General features: G+C 60.5%; 13 protein-coding genes and 1 tRNA gene. 8 read left to right on the forward strand and 6 right to left on the reverse strand.

Annotated features, from left to right (window positions below; genetic code table 11):
• Positions 1 to 3: 3 nt before the first annotated feature.
• Positions 4 to 1,086: a peptide chain release factor 1 gene (prfA, locus tag ACLEJR_RS08515; protein ID WP_440813269.1), complete on the reverse strand. Its 1,083-nt coding sequence runs from the start codon at positions 1,084 to 1,086 to the stop codon at positions 4 to 6.
• Positions 1,083 to 2,372, reverse strand: a complete 1,290-nt coding sequence (gene hemA, locus ACLEJR_RS08520) for a glutamyl-tRNA reductase (RefSeq protein WP_440813272.1) — start codon at positions 2,370 to 2,372, stop codon at positions 1,083 to 1,085. Before hemA ends, prfA begins: the two co-directional genes overlap by 4 nt.
• 172 nt (positions 2,373 to 2,544) lie before the next feature.
• On the opposite strand from hemA, the gene ACLEJR_RS08525 reads away from it, so the two are divergent.
• The 8 genes from ACLEJR_RS08525 to ychF all read left to right on the forward strand — a co-directional run bounded on the left by ACLEJR_RS08525 (position 2,545) and on the right by ychF (position 9,458).
• Entirely contained in the window at positions 2,545 to 4,269 is a 1,725-nt protein-coding gene (locus tag ACLEJR_RS08525) for a tetratricopeptide repeat protein (protein ID WP_440791552.1), read from the forward strand.
• Between the two features lie 4 nt (positions 4,270 to 4,273).
• Positions 4,274 to 4,891 carry a lipoprotein insertase outer membrane protein LolB gene (gene lolB / locus ACLEJR_RS08530; protein ID WP_440791554.1) on the forward strand — a complete coding sequence of 206 codons (618 nt, stop codon included), beginning with the start codon at positions 4,274 to 4,276 and terminating at the stop codon, positions 4,889 to 4,891.
• 1 nt (position 4,892) lies between these two features.
• Complete coding sequence (ispE, locus tag ACLEJR_RS08535; RefSeq protein ID WP_440813274.1) at positions 4,893 to 5,744, forward strand: 4-(cytidine 5'-diphospho)-2-C-methyl-D-erythritol kinase; 852 nt, start codon at positions 4,893 to 4,895, stop codon at positions 5,742 to 5,744.
• A 37-nt stretch (positions 5,745 to 5,781) separates the two neighbouring features.
• Positions 5,782 to 5,856 (forward strand) — tRNA-Gln (locus ACLEJR_RS08540).
• 47 nt (positions 5,857 to 5,903) lie between these two features.
• Positions 5,904 to 6,845, forward strand: a complete 942-nt coding sequence (locus tag ACLEJR_RS08545; protein WP_003171603.1) for a ribose-phosphate pyrophosphokinase — start codon at positions 5,904 to 5,906, stop codon at positions 6,843 to 6,845.
• Positions 6,846 to 6,984: 139 nt separating this feature from the next.
• Entirely contained in the window at positions 6,985 to 7,587 is a 603-nt protein-coding gene (locus tag ACLEJR_RS08550; RefSeq protein ID WP_440791558.1) for a 50S ribosomal protein L25/general stress protein Ctc, read from the forward strand.
• A gap of 164 nt (positions 7,588 to 7,751) precedes the next feature.
• The gene (pth, locus tag ACLEJR_RS08555) at positions 7,752 to 8,336 is read left to right on the forward strand and encodes an aminoacyl-tRNA hydrolase (RefSeq protein ID WP_045155087.1); all 585 of its coding nucleotides are present in this window, start codon (positions 7,752 to 7,754) and stop codon (positions 8,334 to 8,336) included.
• 21 nt (positions 8,337 to 8,357) lie between these two features.
• Positions 8,358 to 9,458, forward strand: a complete 1,101-nt coding sequence (ychF, locus tag ACLEJR_RS08560) for a redox-regulated ATPase YchF (RefSeq protein WP_440791560.1) — start codon at positions 8,358 to 8,360, stop codon at positions 9,456 to 9,458.
• A 90-nt stretch (positions 9,459 to 9,548) separates the two neighbouring features.
• Here the strand turns inward: ychF and ACLEJR_RS08565 are convergent, their stop codons facing one another.
• The 4 genes from ACLEJR_RS08565 to ACLEJR_RS08580 form a co-directional block, all read right to left on the reverse strand.
• Complete coding sequence (locus ACLEJR_RS08565; RefSeq protein ID WP_440813277.1) at positions 9,549 to 11,609, reverse strand: calcium-binding protein; 2,061 nt, start codon at positions 11,607 to 11,609, stop codon at positions 9,549 to 9,551.
• Positions 11,610 to 11,751: 142 nt separating this feature from the next.
• A complete protein-coding gene (locus tag ACLEJR_RS08570) occupies positions 11,752 to 12,339 on the reverse strand; it encodes a hypothetical protein (RefSeq protein ID WP_440791564.1) in 588 nt (195 codons plus the stop codon).
• A gap of 3 nt (positions 12,340 to 12,342) precedes the next feature.
• A complete protein-coding gene (locus ACLEJR_RS08575; RefSeq protein WP_440813343.1) occupies positions 12,343 to 12,786 on the reverse strand; it encodes a DUF3592 domain-containing protein in 444 nt (147 codons plus the stop codon).
• 74 nt (positions 12,787 to 12,860) lie between these two features.
• On the reverse strand, positions 12,861 to 14,420 hold the full coding sequence (locus ACLEJR_RS08580) for a TerC family protein (RefSeq protein ID WP_440813279.1): 1,560 nt from the start codon (positions 14,418 to 14,420) through the stop codon (positions 12,861 to 12,863).
• Positions 14,421 to 14,696 lie beyond the last annotated feature (276 nt).

Consider the following 14,696-nt stretch of genomic DNA (forward strand, 5'->3'; position numbering starts at 1 on the left):
CTCTTACTCGCCGATCGCAGCCAACTGGTCGGCCTGGTATTCGGCCAGCAACGGCTCGATGACCGCTTCGACACCGCCGGCAAGAATCTCGTCGAGCGAATACAGGGTCAGGTTGACGCGGTGGTCGGTAACCCGGCCCTGGGCAAAGTTGTAGGTGCGGATCCGCTCGGAACGGTCGCCCGAGCCCACCAGCAGCTTGCGCTCACTGGCAATGGCGTTGGCGGCGGCGCTGGTCTGCTGGTCGTTGAGCTTGGCCGACAACCAGGCCATGGCCCGCGCCCGGTTCTTATGCTGGGAACGTTCTTCCTGGCACTCCACCACGATGCCAGAAGGCAAGTGAGTGATGCGGATCGCCGAGTCGGTCTTGTTGACGTGCTGGCCGCCCGCGCCGGAGGAACGGTAGGTATCGATGCGCAAGTCCGCCGGATTGATCTCGATGGCTTCCTGCTCATCTGGCTCGGGTAACACCGCCACGGTGCAGGCCGAGGTGTGGATACGCCCCTGGGACTCGGTAGCCGGCACCCGTTGTACCCGGTGCGCGCCGGACTCGAACTTCAGCTTGCCGTAGACGTTGTCGCCCTCGACCCGGGCGATGACTTCTTTATAGCCACCGTGTTCGCCTTCGTTCTCCGAAAGGATTTCCACGCGCCAGCCACGCCGCTCGGCGTAGCGTGAATACATGCGGAACAGGTCGCCGGAGAAAATCGCCGCTTCGTCGCCGCCGGTGCCGGCACGGATTTCGAGGAAGACGTTGCGCCCGTCGTTCGGGTCCTTGGGCAGCAGCATGCGTTGCAGGTTGCTCTCCAGCTCGACCAACTGCTCCTTGGCTTCGCGAACTTCTTCTACCGCCATTTCCCGCAGGTCCGGGTCGCTGTCCTTGAGCAGCGCCTGAGCACCTTCAAGGTCAGCCTGCACTTTGAGCAACTGTTTATAGGTGGCGACAATCGGCTCGACTTCCGCGTATTCCTTGGAATAGGTGCGGAATTTGTTCTGGTCGGAAATGACCTCGCCATCGCCGAGCAAGGCGGTCAGTTCTTCGAAACGGTCCTGGAGAACATCCAGTTTATTGAGCAGTGACGCTTTCATTGCGGTTTTTTATCCGAAAAACTATCCGGTGAACCCTCACCGAGGGCAAAGAGTTCCTGGGCCATGGCCAGCGCATCGAGGCGGCCTTCGGCGGTCAGTTTCTTGAGCTGGACGCTGGGGGCGTGGAGCAATTTGTTGGTCAATCCGCGAGCCAGTTGCACCAGCACCTCCTCGGCGTTGCCACCGTTGGCCAGCAGGCGCTGGGCCTTTTGCAACTCCTCGTCGCGCAGGCGTTCGCTTTGCTGACGATAGGCCTTGAGCACATCCACCGCCGCCAGCTCACGCAGGCGCACCATGAAATCCTCGGCGCCGATGTTGACCATCTCTTCGGCCGCCTGGGCCGCGCCTTGCCGGCTCTTGAGGTTCTCGGCGACCACTTCGTGCAGGTCGTCGACACTGTAGAGATAGACATCATCCAGTTCGCCGACTTCCGGCTCGATATCCCGGGGAACAGCGATGTCTACCATGAAGATCGGCTTGTGCTTGCGCAGTTTCAAGGCGCTTTCCACCGCGCCCTTGCCCAGGATCGGCAACTGGCTGGCGGTGGAACTGATGACGATGTCGCTGTGCACCAGCTCCGCCGGAATGTCCGCCAGCAGCACCGCATGGGCACCGAACTGTTCGGCAAGGGTGCTGGCCCGTTCCAGGGTCCGGTTGGCGACCACGATGCGTTTGACCCCTAGGTCGTGAAGATGGCGGGCGACCAGGGTGATGGTCTCGCCGGCGCCGATCAGCAGCGCCTGGCTGCGTTGTAGGTCGCTGAAAATCTGTTTCGCCAGGCTGACGGCGGCGAATGCCACGGACACCGGGTTCTCGCCGATGGCCGTGTCGGTGCGCACCTGCTTGGCGGCATTGAAGGTGGCCTGGAACAGCCGCCCCAGCAACGGGCCGACGGTGCCGGCCTCGCGGGCCACGGCGTAAGCCGACTTCATCTGGCCGAGGATCTGCGGTTCGCCCAGCACCAGCGAGTCGAGCCCCGAGGCGACGCGCATCATGTGACGAACGGCCGCATCGTCCTCGTGCACATAAGCACTGGCCCGCAGCTCTTGCAGGCTCAGATTGTGGTAATCGGCCAGCCAGCGCAGCACCGACTCGGCCGAAACGTGATCCTGTTCTATATAAAGCTCGCTGCGATTGCAGGTGGAGAGGATCGCGGCTTCGCGGCTGTCGGTGAGTCGGCAGAGCTGCTGCAGGGCCTCCACCAGCTGCTCAGGCGTAAAGGCCACGCGCTCGCGGACATCTACTGAAGCAGTCTTGTGGTTGATACCAAGTGCAAGGAAGGCCATTCAAGGTCGCTGATGGTGACGTGAAGCCGGCAATTGTCCTACTTCGCAGAATCCAGAACAACCACCCGATCTCTATCGCGCCGGCCAATCGCGTAAATCGACGGGGCGGTTATGTTTGACCCAAGGCTTGTGTCATGATGATCCGACCGCAGGTTAGTCGTCCTCTTCCTATATGAATAGATCTTCCGCGTTGCTCCTCGCTTTAGCCTTGCTCAGCGGCTGCCAGTCCATGGCCCCCGTTTCGACGGACGGTACGCCGCCGGTCGAAGACAGCACCCCGGCGCCTGAAAAGCCCAAGGTCTACGGCTCGTTCAGTGAAGAAACCATTTTCAGCCTGTTGAGCGCCGAGCTGGCGGGCCAGCGCAACCGCTTCGACATCGCGCTGGACAACTACGTGACCCAGGCCATCAATACTCAGGATCCGGGCATTTCCGAGCGGGCATTTCGCATCGCCGAGTATCTGGGCGCCGACCAGCCCGCGCTGGATACGGCGCTGATCTGGGCGAAGAATGCCCCGGACGACCTCGAAGCGCAGCGCGCCGCGGCCATACAACTGGCGCGGGCCGGGCGCTACGACGATTCCATGATGTATATGGAGAAAGTCCTGCTGGGCAAGGGCGACACCCATTTCGACTTCCTCGCGCTGTCGGCCGCCGACACCGACCAGGAAACCCGCAACGGCCTGATGAAAAGCTTCGACCGCCTGTTGCAGCGCCACCCGAACAACGGCCAGCTGATTTTCGGCAAGGCCCTGCTGTTGCAACAGGACGGTGACAGCAAAGGCGCCCTCAGGCTGCTGGAGGACAACCCGCCGGAAGCCGGCGAAGTGGCGCCGATCCTGTTGCGCGCCCGTCTGCTGCAAGGCCTGGACCGTGGCGACGAAGCGTTGCCACTGTTGGAAAAAAGCATCAGGAAATACCCGGATGACAAGCGCCTGCGCCTCACCTACGCCCGCATGCTGGTGGAAAACAACCGCATGGACGACGCCAAGGTGGAGTTCTCCAGCCTGGTCCAGCAATACCCCGAAGACGACGAGTTGCGCTATTCCCTGGCATTGGTCTGCCTGGAAGCCAAGGCCTGGGACGAGGCCAAGGGCTACCTGGAAGACCTGATCGCCCGGGACAGCCACGTCGACTCGGCCCACCTGAACCTTGGCCGCATCGCCGAAGAACGCAACGACCCCGAGAGCGCATTGATCGAGTACGCCCAGGTCGGCCCGGGCAATGACTATCTGCCGGCCCAGTTGCGCCAGGCCGATATCCTGATCGGCAATGGCAAGGCCGCCGAAGCCCAGAGCCGCCTCGCCGTGCAGCGCGATGCCCAGCCGGACTACGGCATCCAGCTGTACCTGATCGAAGCCGAGACCCTGTCGGCCAACAATCAGGGCGACAAGGCCTGGAATGTCCTGCAACAAGCCTTGAAACAGTATCCGGACGATCTGAACCTGCTGTACACCCGGGCCATGCAGGCGGAAAAACGCAATGACCTGGCGCAGATGGAAAAAGACCTGCGCCTGATCATCCAGCGCGATCCGGACAATGCCATGGCCCTCAACGCGTTGGGCTACACCCTGTCGGACCGCACCACCCGCTACGACGAAGCCAAGGTGCTGATCGAACAGGCCCACCAGATCAATCCGGAAGACCCGGCGGTGCTCGACAGCCTCGGCTGGGTGAATTTCCGCCTGGGCAACCTCGATGAAGCCGAGCGCCTGTTGCGCCAGGCCCTGGAGCGTTTTCCCGACCAGGAAGTCGCCGCTCACCTGGGCGAAGTGCTATGGGCCAACGGCAAGCAGCGCGAGGCCCGGCAGATCTGGAGCAAATTCCTCAAGGACCAGCCCGACAGCCCGATTTTGCGCGGCACCATCAAACGCCTGACCGGATCAGAGACCCTTTAAGCTTATGTTTTTGCGCCATTTCATCGTTTTCAGCTTCATTGCCCTGCTCGCCGGTTGCGCGGGCTTCGGCGCCCGTGAATCCGTCCAGGGCCATGGCAACCCGGCCCAGTGGCGTGAACACAAGGAACAATTGAGCGGCCTCGACGGCTGGCAGATCGACGGCAAGATCGGCATCCGCGCACCGAAGGACTCGGGCAGCGGCACGCTGTTCTGGCTGCAACGCCAGGACTACTACGACATTCGCCTGTCCGGCCCGCTGGGGCGCGGCGCGGCGAGGTTGACCGGTCGTCCGGGCCAGGTCTCACTGGAAGTTGCCAACCAAGGTCGTTACGACGCTCCCTCGCCTGAAGCCCTGCTGGAAGAGCAACTGGGCTGGAAGCTGCCTGTTTCCCATCTGACCTGGTGGGTTCGCGGGCTACCGGCCCCGGACAGCAAGAGTCGCCTGACCCTGGACGGCGACAGCCGCCTGTCCAACCTGGAACAGGATGACTGGCAGATCGAATACCTGAGCTACGCCCAACAGAACGGCTACTGGCTGCCCGAACGCATCAAGCTGCATGGCAGCAACCTCGATGTCACGCTGGTGATCAAGCAATGGCAGCCGCGCAAGCTGGGGCAATGACATGACCGCGCCACGCCTGACCCTGCCCTCCCCGGCCAAGCTCAACCTGATGTTGCACATCCTCGGGCGTCGTCCGGATGGTTATCACGAGTTGCAGACGATTTTCCAGTTCCTGGATTACGGCGACGAGATCACCTTTGCCGTGCGCGACGATGGCGTGATTCGGCTGCACACCGAATTCGAAGGTGTGCCCCACGACAGCAACCTGATCGTGAGGGCCGCTAGAAAACTCCAGGAACAATCCGGATGCGCGCAGGGCGTCGATATCTGGATCGAAAAAATCCTGCCCATGGGCGGTGGCATCGGCGGCGGCAGCTCGAATGCGGCGACCACGCTGCTCGGGCTCGACCACTTGTGGCAGCTGGATTGGGACGTGGATCGCCTGGCCGCCCTGGGCCTGACCCTGGGCGCCGATGTGCCGGTTTTCGTGCGTGGCCACGCGGCTTTCGCCGAGGGCGTCGGGGAAAAACTCACGCCAGTCGAGCCCGAAGAACCCTGGTACCTGGTACTGGTGCCGCAAGTCTCTGTAAGTACAGCAGAAATTTTTTCAGATCCACTGTTGACACGTAACTCTCCTCCCATTAAAGTGCGCCCCGTTCCCAAGGGAAACAGTCGAAATGACTGCTTACCGGTGGTAGCGAGGCGTTACCCAGATGTTCGTAACGCTTTGAATTTGTTAGGTAAATTTACCGAAGCAAAACTCACCGGAACTGGAAGTTGTGTGTTTGGGGGCTTCCCAAGCAAAGCTGAAGCTGATAAAGTCTCGGCCCTTCTGACAGAGACCCTTACAGGGTTTGTAGCAAAGGGAAGCAACGTTTCGATGTTGCATCGCAAGCTGCAAGACCTGCTCTAAACGGAATCGAGTGCTGGGCACTCGCAGCAACAGATACAGGGGCGTCGCCAAGCGGTAAGGCAGCAGGTTTTGATCCTGCCATGCGTTGGTTCGAATCCAGCCGCCCCTGCCATTTTCCTATACTCATCCAGGTATACCCTCAGCCTTCAGGTACTGCGCGTGTCCAAGATGATGGTCTTTACGGGGAACGCTAACCCCGATCTGGCTCGGCGTGTCGTACGTCAGCTGCATATCCCTCTCGGTGACATTTCTGTCGGTAAGTTCTCCGATGGCGAAATCACTGCCGAGATCAATGAAAACGTTCGCGGTAAAGACGTCTTCATTATTCAGCCGACTTGCGCTCCGACCAACGACAACCTGATGGAACTCGTCGTGATGGCTGATGCCTTCCGTCGTTCCTCGGCTACTCGTATCACTGCTGTAATTCCTTACTTTGGTTATGCCCGCCAGGATCGCCGTCCGCGTTCCGCACGTGTGGCCATCAGCGCGAAAGTCGTGGCTGACATGCTCACCGTCGTTGGCATCGACCGTGTCCTCACGGTTGACCTGCACGCTGACCAGATCCAGGGCTTCTTCGATATTCCCGTGGACAACATCTACGGCTCCCCGGTCCTGGTGGATGACATTGAAGATCAGCGCTTCGAAAACCTGATGATCGTGTCCCCGGACATTGGCGGCGTCGTGCGTGCACGCGCAGTGGCCAAATCCCTGGGCGTGGATCTGGGCATCATCGACAAGCGTCGTGAAAAAGCCAATCACTCCGAAGTGATGCACATCATCGGCGACGTCGAAGGGCGTACCTGTATCCTGGTCGATGACATGGTCGATACCGCCGGCACCCTGTGCCACGCGGCCAAGGCCCTGAAAGAGCACGGCGCTGCCAAGGTCTTTGCCTACTGCACACACCCTGTGCTGTCGGGTCGGGCGATCGAGAACATTGAAAATTCCGTGCTGGACGAGCTGGTGGTCACTAACACCATCCCGCTGTCCGCAGCAGCACAAGCCTGTGCGCGTATCCGTCAACTGGATATCGCACCGGTGGTTGCCGAAGCGGTCCGCCGCATCAGCAATGAAGAATCGATCAGCGCGATGTTCCGTTAAGGGCCCTGCCCTTTCGATGACAACCCGCTGACGAAAAGCGCCCCGCCCCAACACTCATGTTGGGGCGGGGCTTTTTTGCCCATACCGCTTTGACGTCGGTCGCAGACGTCACCCGGGATGGCTATTTTGGAGATACAAAATGACTGATTTCGTTCTGAACGCCCAAGCGCGTACCGACCTGGGGAAAGGTGCGAGCCGCCGCCTGCGTCGTCTCGCCAGCCAGGTTCCTGCCGTTGTATACGGTGGCGACAAGGCCCCTGAGTCCATCACCATGCTGGCCAAAGAAGTGGCCAAGCTGTTCGAAGACGAGGCTGCCTTCAGCCACGTGATCGAGCTGAACGTCGATGGCAAGAAGCAAAACGTCATCGTTAAAGCGATGCAGCGTCACCCGGCCAAGCAGTTCATCATGCACGCCGACTTCATCCGCGTCGTGGCTGGCCAGAAACTGACCGCTACCGTTCCAGTGCACTTCATCAACGAAGCTGCTCCGATCAAGAAAGGCGGCGAAATCTCGCACGTGACTTCCGAGCTGGAAGTTTCCTGCCTGCCGAAAGACCTGCCTGAGTTCATCGAAGTCGACCTGGCTGACGCCGAAATCGGCACCATCGTTCACCTGTCCGACCTCAAGGCTCCTAAAGGCGTTGAGTTCGTTGCCCTGGCGCACGGTGATGACAAGGCTGTTGCCAACGTCCACGCTCCACGTGTTGCTCCAGAAGCTACCGAAGAAGGCGCTGCAGAGTAATTTCACTCTGTCGCCGGAGTGACCGGAAACATCGCGGACTGGAACGTAGCGAGACAGCGGGCGAGAACGCGAAGTTTACTTAACGGTAGATCCGCCATTTCGTCCACTGTCGCCAAACCGACTGACGCGACCTTGTTATCCACACTCCAGGAAGGGCCCCTATCGTGACTGCCATCAAACTGATCGTTGGCTTGGGAAATCCAGGCGCTGAATACGAACAGACCCGGCATAACGCAGGGGCCCTTTTTGTTGAGCGCATCGCGCACGCACAAGGCGTCAGCCTGGCGGTCGATCGCAAATATTTCGGCCTGACCGGACGCTTCTCGCATCAAGGTCAGGATGTTCGCCTGTTGATTCCCACCACCTACATGAACCGCAGCGGCCAGGCCGTGGCGGCATTGGCCGGTTTCTTCCGCATCAAGCCTGAAGAAATCCTGGTGGCCCACGACGAACTCGACCTGCCTCCGGGCGTTGCCAAGCTCAAGCAGGGCGGCGGCCATGGCGGTCACAACGGGTTGCGCGACATCATTGCGCAACTGGGTAATCAGAATACATTCCACCGCCTGCGGCTCGGCATCGGCCACCCGGGCGTCGCCAGCATGGTGTCAAATTTTGTCCTGGGTCGTGCGCCTCGCGCCGAACAGGAAAAACTCGATGCCAGCATCGACTTTGCCCTCGGCGTGCTGCCGGATATCCTCGCCGGTGAATGGAACCGCGCGATGAAAAACCTGCACAGCCAGAAGGCCTGACTCTTACCGAGGGGAAACACCATGGGATTCAATTGCGGCATCGTCGGCCTGCCTAACGTCGGCAAGTCCACCCTGTTCAACGCCCTGACCAAATCCGGTATCGCGGCCGAGAACTTCCCCTTCTGCACCATCGAGCCGAACAGCGGTATCGTGCCAATGCCGGATGCACGCCTGGATGCCCTGGCCGCCATCGTCAATCCCAAGCGCATCCTGCCGACCACCATGGAATTCGTCGACATCGCGGGCCTGGTGGCCGGCGCCTCGAAAGGCGAAGGCCTGGGCAACAAGTTCCTCGCCAACATCCGCGAGACCGATGCCATCGCCCACGTGGTGCGCTGCTTTGAAGACGAAAACGTGATTCACGTCTCCAACAGCGTCGACCCGAAACGCGACATCGAGATCATCGACCTGGAACTGATCTTCGCCGACCTCGACAGCTGCGAAAAACAACTGCAGAAAGTTGCCCGCAACGCCAAGGGTGGCGACAAGGACGCGGTCGTCCAGAAGGGTTTGCTGGAACAGCTGATCGCGCACTTCACCGAAGGCAAGCCGGCGCGCAGCCTGATGAAGAACATGAGCACCGAAGAGAAGCTTGTGATCAAGGGCTTCCACCTGCTGACCACCAAGCCGGTCATGTACATTGCCAACGTCGCTGAAGACGGCTTCGAGAACAACCCGCACCTGGACGTGGTCAAGGCCATCGCCGAAGAAGAAGGCGCCGTGGTGGTTCCGGTGTGCAACAAGATCGAAGCGGAAATCGCCGAGTTGGACGACGGTGAAGAGAAGGACATGTTCCTGGAAGCCCTGGGCCTGGAAGAACCTGGCCTGAACCGCGTGATCCGCGCCGGTTACGAGATGCTCAACCTGCAGACTTACTTCACCGCCGGTGTTGAAGAAGTCCGCGCCTGGACCGTCCGCGTCGGCGCCACCGCCCCACAAGCGGCCGGGGTGATCCACACCGACTTCGAGAAAGGCTTCATCCGCGCCGAAGTCATCGCCTACGCCGACTTCATCCAGTACAAGGGTGAAGCCGGTGCCAAGGAAGCCGGCAAATGGCGTCTGGAAGGCAAGGAATACATCGTCAAGGATGGCGACGTGATGCACTTCCGCTTTAACGTCTGATGTAGCTGGCATTAAAAAAGCCGCGTTGATTCGCGGCTTTTTTGTGAGCGAAGCATCAGCATCGACCCATGTGGGAGAGCCAAGCCTGCATCAGCCCAACAGATGCCCTGGATCGACCTCCGGCACCACCCCGATCAGCCCTACCCCGGCGTCGGGTGCCACGATCAGGTTGTCGTTATCCAGGCTTTCCCGCCAGTCCCCGGCCAGTGCAATCTGGAACCAATAACCTTGGGCGTCTGCTTCCACATCCGTCAGATAGGTGCGGTCCAGCGCCTGGTTGTAGACCATCTTCAACGTCGTGCTCGTCCCATCGCCAAGGCCGGTATAGCCCAGGGCCGATACATCGATCTTGTCGTCGACCGTGAAGCCTTCGATAAGGTCGACGGAGCTATGGCTGTCCGTCCGGTAGCTGTCCTCGGTAGAGGTGTAGCGGAACACATCGGCATTCTGCCGATTATCTGTCCACAACGAAATGTCGGACCTGTCTCCACCGTTAAGGCGGTCAGCGCCCCGGCCGCCAATGATGACATCCGCGCCGGCACCGCCATTGATACGGTCATTGCCGTCCAGACCGTGGATAATTTCCGACAATGCAGAGCCGGTCAGCGTATCGCTGGCGGACGTACCTTCGACGGTAGGCGCGGTGAACACCAGATTGGTGTCGTTCAATTGCCCCACCAGGTTGCCGTCCAAGGCCAGTTCAAAGCGTTGCCCCGAGGCATCGGCGTCGTAGCTTTTGAGGTAAGTGCGCGTGCCGTCAGCGCTGGCCTGGACCGCCAAGGTGCCGTCATGGCCGTTGCCAATGCCAGTGAAGCCCAGGCCAATCAGGTCAATGCGGTCGTTGGCGGCGTCGAAATCCAGGATCCGGTCGCTGTTGCCTTGCGTCGCAGTGCGGAAACTGTCGCTCAGTTCACCGAAACGGAAGATGTCCGTGCCTGCGCCCCCTTGCAAAAGGTCGCGCCCGCCGTTGCCTTGGAGCACATCGTCCCCCGCCAGGCCGCGGATCACTTCGTTGGCATCGCTGCCCTGCAAGATCTCTTCGCCGGCGTAACCATCCACATGGAGCTTGCCGTCCTGGCTGCCGAAGCCGGTATCGACAGTGCCATCAGCGTTAAAACGGATGATGCTGAAATCACCGCTGTTCGTGCCGGCCGCCAGGATCTTGCCATCTCCCTGCACCGTCAAGGCCACCGGCGTATCGGCTTCGAAGTTCACCGTACCCTTGGAGCCAAAGGTGGTATCGAAGGAGCCGTCAGCGTTAAGCCGGGCGACAGTCACCCGGGCGCCTTCGCCATGGCCCATGACGATGATCTTGCCGTCAGCTTGCAGGGTGATCACCGAGTCTTCGCCGAAACCCATGACAGGGTTCAGGTAGAGGACACCGTCATCACCAAACCGGGTATCGAGCTGACCATCGGGGCCGAAGCGCTGCAGGGCGTACGTTGGATCACCCAAGCCGGCAGCATTGTAAGCAGCGCCAACCACGACGCTTCCATCTGCGTGCACCGCCGTGGAAATCGCTCCGTTGTAGTGTTCGTCTGCGGGAATGTTGACCGTCAGCATGCCTTTGTCGCCAAAGCCTTCGACCAGCGTGCCGTCATGATCGATGCGGGTCACTGTAGCCTGGTCAAACCCGCGGGCGCTGATCTGGAAGGTGCCATCGGTATTGGCCGTCAGGTCGATGTCCTTGAAGCTGTGGTTGATTTCGACCGTCACCATGCCGTTTTGACCGAAGGCAGTATCGCGCGTCCCGTCGCTGTTGTAGCGCTCCACCTGTATGCCGGTGTTCAAGGCGACGGCGACAAGCACCTTGCCATCGGATTGCACCGCAGTCAGTTCGTAGCGCGACGCCGGGGCGATCGCGGCAGGGACAATGTCGACACCACCTTCATGAAAGCCGGTGTCCAGCGTACCGTCCGCGTTCAGGCGGATGACCGAATGGTTCTGTTCGTAGCCGTAGCTCTCCTCGCCGGGCGCCCCGGGGTAGCCCCACGCGAGGTACTCGGTATAGCCGCCGACCAGGATCTTGCCGTCCGGCTGGATAATGATGCTCTGGTTGGCGTCGAACTGGCCGGTGAGGTCGACCTGGACAGTGCCCGGGCCAGTTCTTACGGTGTGGGTACTTGCCGTCGTGCTATCGGTGTTTGCCATGGGATAGTCCTTTAAGGGGCACTGGAACCGTCGCTCCAGTAGAGCAATTGGGACTTGCTCGCCTTCCCATCGTTCCCACCGGCTGCGCTCGACCAAGGGCGTGCTCGATCCTGAGCGATGCCCCTTTTGGGTGTTGTGTGTCCTAGAACAGATAGCCCATGTAAATCGCCGCGCCACCACCGGCCTGCACGCCGGCATTCATGCCGGCCATCACCACCGCACCCTTGGCCGATTGCAGCAGTTGCCGGTTGACCGTGTTGGCAGCAATGATCGAAGTCACCGCGCTGGCGTTCAAGGCCACCGACAACGCCAGCAGCTTCGGATCGAGCCCGAACAACAGCGCGGTCGCCGAACCGCCCACCACCAGGCCTCCTCCCACTTCGGTGTACATGCACGGGCCGGTGATATCGTCTTCGGTCAGGTCACGGCTGGCCAGCGCGTCGCTGACAAACACTTTGCCGAAGCTGGGGAAAGCCTCGGCCGCGCCGGCCCCGCCCACGCTCTTGCCCTTGATCTGGATATTGACCTTACCGAAACGCGGCAGCCGCGCACCGAATCCGGCTCCTACGCCGACACCGCCATAACGGTAGCTGACGTCCTTGCCCTCCGGCGAGCGGAGGATAATCGAACCGCCACTGCCCGCCACCACGGCTACGGTCAGGCCGCCACCGCTGGCGGTCTGGTACTGCCAGCGGCTTTCATTGACCGGGATGGGAATGTTGTAACTCATGATTCAAAGTCCTTTATGTGATTGAACCGCACCGCGGCCGCGCTGGCGGATGATTGATGCCAGACCTGCAAAGGCGAACATGAGACCCAGCGCCCCCAGCAACCCGGACGGCCCCCATAACGCACCTGAGTCATCGATGACCGCGCTGCCGGCCGGCTGCTCCGGCAAGTAATGAACGAGGACTGACTGCCCCTGCTGGTAGCCGAATATCAGGCCACCCTGGGGATAGGAGATTTTCTCGCCGGCGCCGGTGGTAAAGGCAATTTCAGGATGCGAACCGCCAGCATTCAATCGGCTGACGACACCATCGGCGGTTTGTGCGTGGGCGAGGAAATCCCGACGCTCAAGGATCAGATTGGCGGCGATGGCCAGCAGGCCAAGACCAATCAACGCGAAAAGCAGGCCCAGCAGGATCTTGCCAATGGGGGATGGGGTGTCGTTAGCCATGATGTGTTCGGCTTCGTCCATGAAAAGGGATGCGAGAATACCAAGAAACCTCGGCAGATCGCATCCCCGGTAGGTCACCTCGCGGAAGAAGGCTGGCGCAACAGCACTCGCGTCACGCGACGCTCTTCGACCGCCATCACCGTCAGGCTCCATTCCTGCCACGTCAGTTGGTCGCCCTTCACCGGCAGCCGGTCGAGCAAACTCATGACCAGCCCGGCGAGCGTCTGGTAGTCCTCAGTCGCTTTCGCCTGGAACCCGGTGTGCTCACGCACCAGGCTGAGGTTCAGCGCGCCGCTGACCAGGAAGCCGTCCTCCTCGGCGACGATATTGGGGCCCTCTATTTCACTGGCATCCGGTAACTCACCGGCGATGGACTCCAGGATGTCAGTCATGGTGAGAAGACCGATGAAGTCACCGAATTCGTTGACCACGAACGCAATGTGAGTCGACGCTTTGCGCATCTGCTCGAGTGCGTTGAGGATCGTGAAACTGTCCAGCAGGCTGATGGCTTGACGGGCCATGACTTCCAGGTTGGGCTCGTTGCCGGCCAACAACTCTTTGTACAGCTCTTTCTTATGGACGAACCCCAAGGGCTCATCCACCCGTCCGTCGCGGATCAGCGGCAGCCTTGAGTACGACGAATGCATCAGCTTCGTGCGGATTTCCTGCGCCGGGTTGGCCAGGTCGATGTGGTCGATTTCGGCACGCGGGGTCATCACACTGCGTATCGGGCGCTCCGCCAACTGCAGCACGCCGCTGATCATGACCCGCTCCCGCCGATCGAAGACCTGCTCGACTTCATCACCCGCCAGCATGTCGGCGATTTCCTCACCGACTTCTTCGGCGTCCAGTTTCTGCCCTCCCAGCAGACGCAGGACCGCATGGGCGGTGCGCTCACGCATCGGGCGTTGACCTTGCAGGCTCTTCTTGCGTCGCGAACGGGCCAGTTGATTGAACAGCTCGATCAGGATCGAGAAGCCGATCGCGGCGTAGAGGTAGCCTTTGGGAATGTGGAACCCCAGACCCTCGGCCGTGAGGCTGAAGCCAATCATCATCAAGAAACCCAGGCACAGCATGATCACGGTCGGGTGCCCGTTGACGAATTTGGTCAAAGGTTTGCTCGCGACGATCATCAGGCCGATGGAGAAGATCACCGCGATCATCATGACCGACAGGTGTTCCACCATGCCCACGGCGGTGATCACCGCGTCCAGGGAGAACACTGCATCGAGCACCACGATCTGCGCCACGATCGGCCAGAACAGCGCATAAGTCGCGTTGCCTGAACGTTGCGCCACATTCCCTTCGAGGCGTTCATGCAGTTCCATGGTGGCCTTGAACAACAGGAACACACCCCCGAACAGCATGATCAGGTCGCGGCCCGAGAATGTCTTGTCGAAGACCTCGAACAACGGCGCGGTCAGCGTCACCATCCAGGAGATGCTCGCCAGCAGGCCGAGGCGCATCAACAGCGCAAGGGACAGGCCGATGACACGGGCACGGTCGCGCTGCTCGGGTGGCAGCTTGTCCGCCAGGATGGCGATAAAGACGAGGTTGTCGATGCCGAGCACCAGCTCCAGCACGATGAGGGTCAGCAGGCCAAGCCATGCCGTGGGGTCGACGATCCATTCCATGGGAGTCAGTGGCTCCCTTGCAAGGTCATCGCGGGGTTAGCGCGAGGTGAGGATGGGAAACAGCGACTGGGAGGTTCCTGGAGAGTGCTCATAAGGGCCTGAACGTAATTGGGGAAAAAATCCTACAACGTTTCAGGCCATGTCATACGAAGCGAAGTATTACCGGATCTGACAGAACCTCCCCCGCTGCAAAAACTGTGGCGAGGGGATTCAGCGAAATGTCGCACCGCCCCGGTTACTTCTGTATCAGGTCATTGCGCTCAGTCTTCGGCTGCT

It is taken from the genome of Pseudomonas sp. SMN5 (genome assembly GCF_052041925.1).
GTDB lineage: Bacteria > Pseudomonadota > Gammaproteobacteria > Pseudomonadales > Pseudomonadaceae > Aquipseudomonas.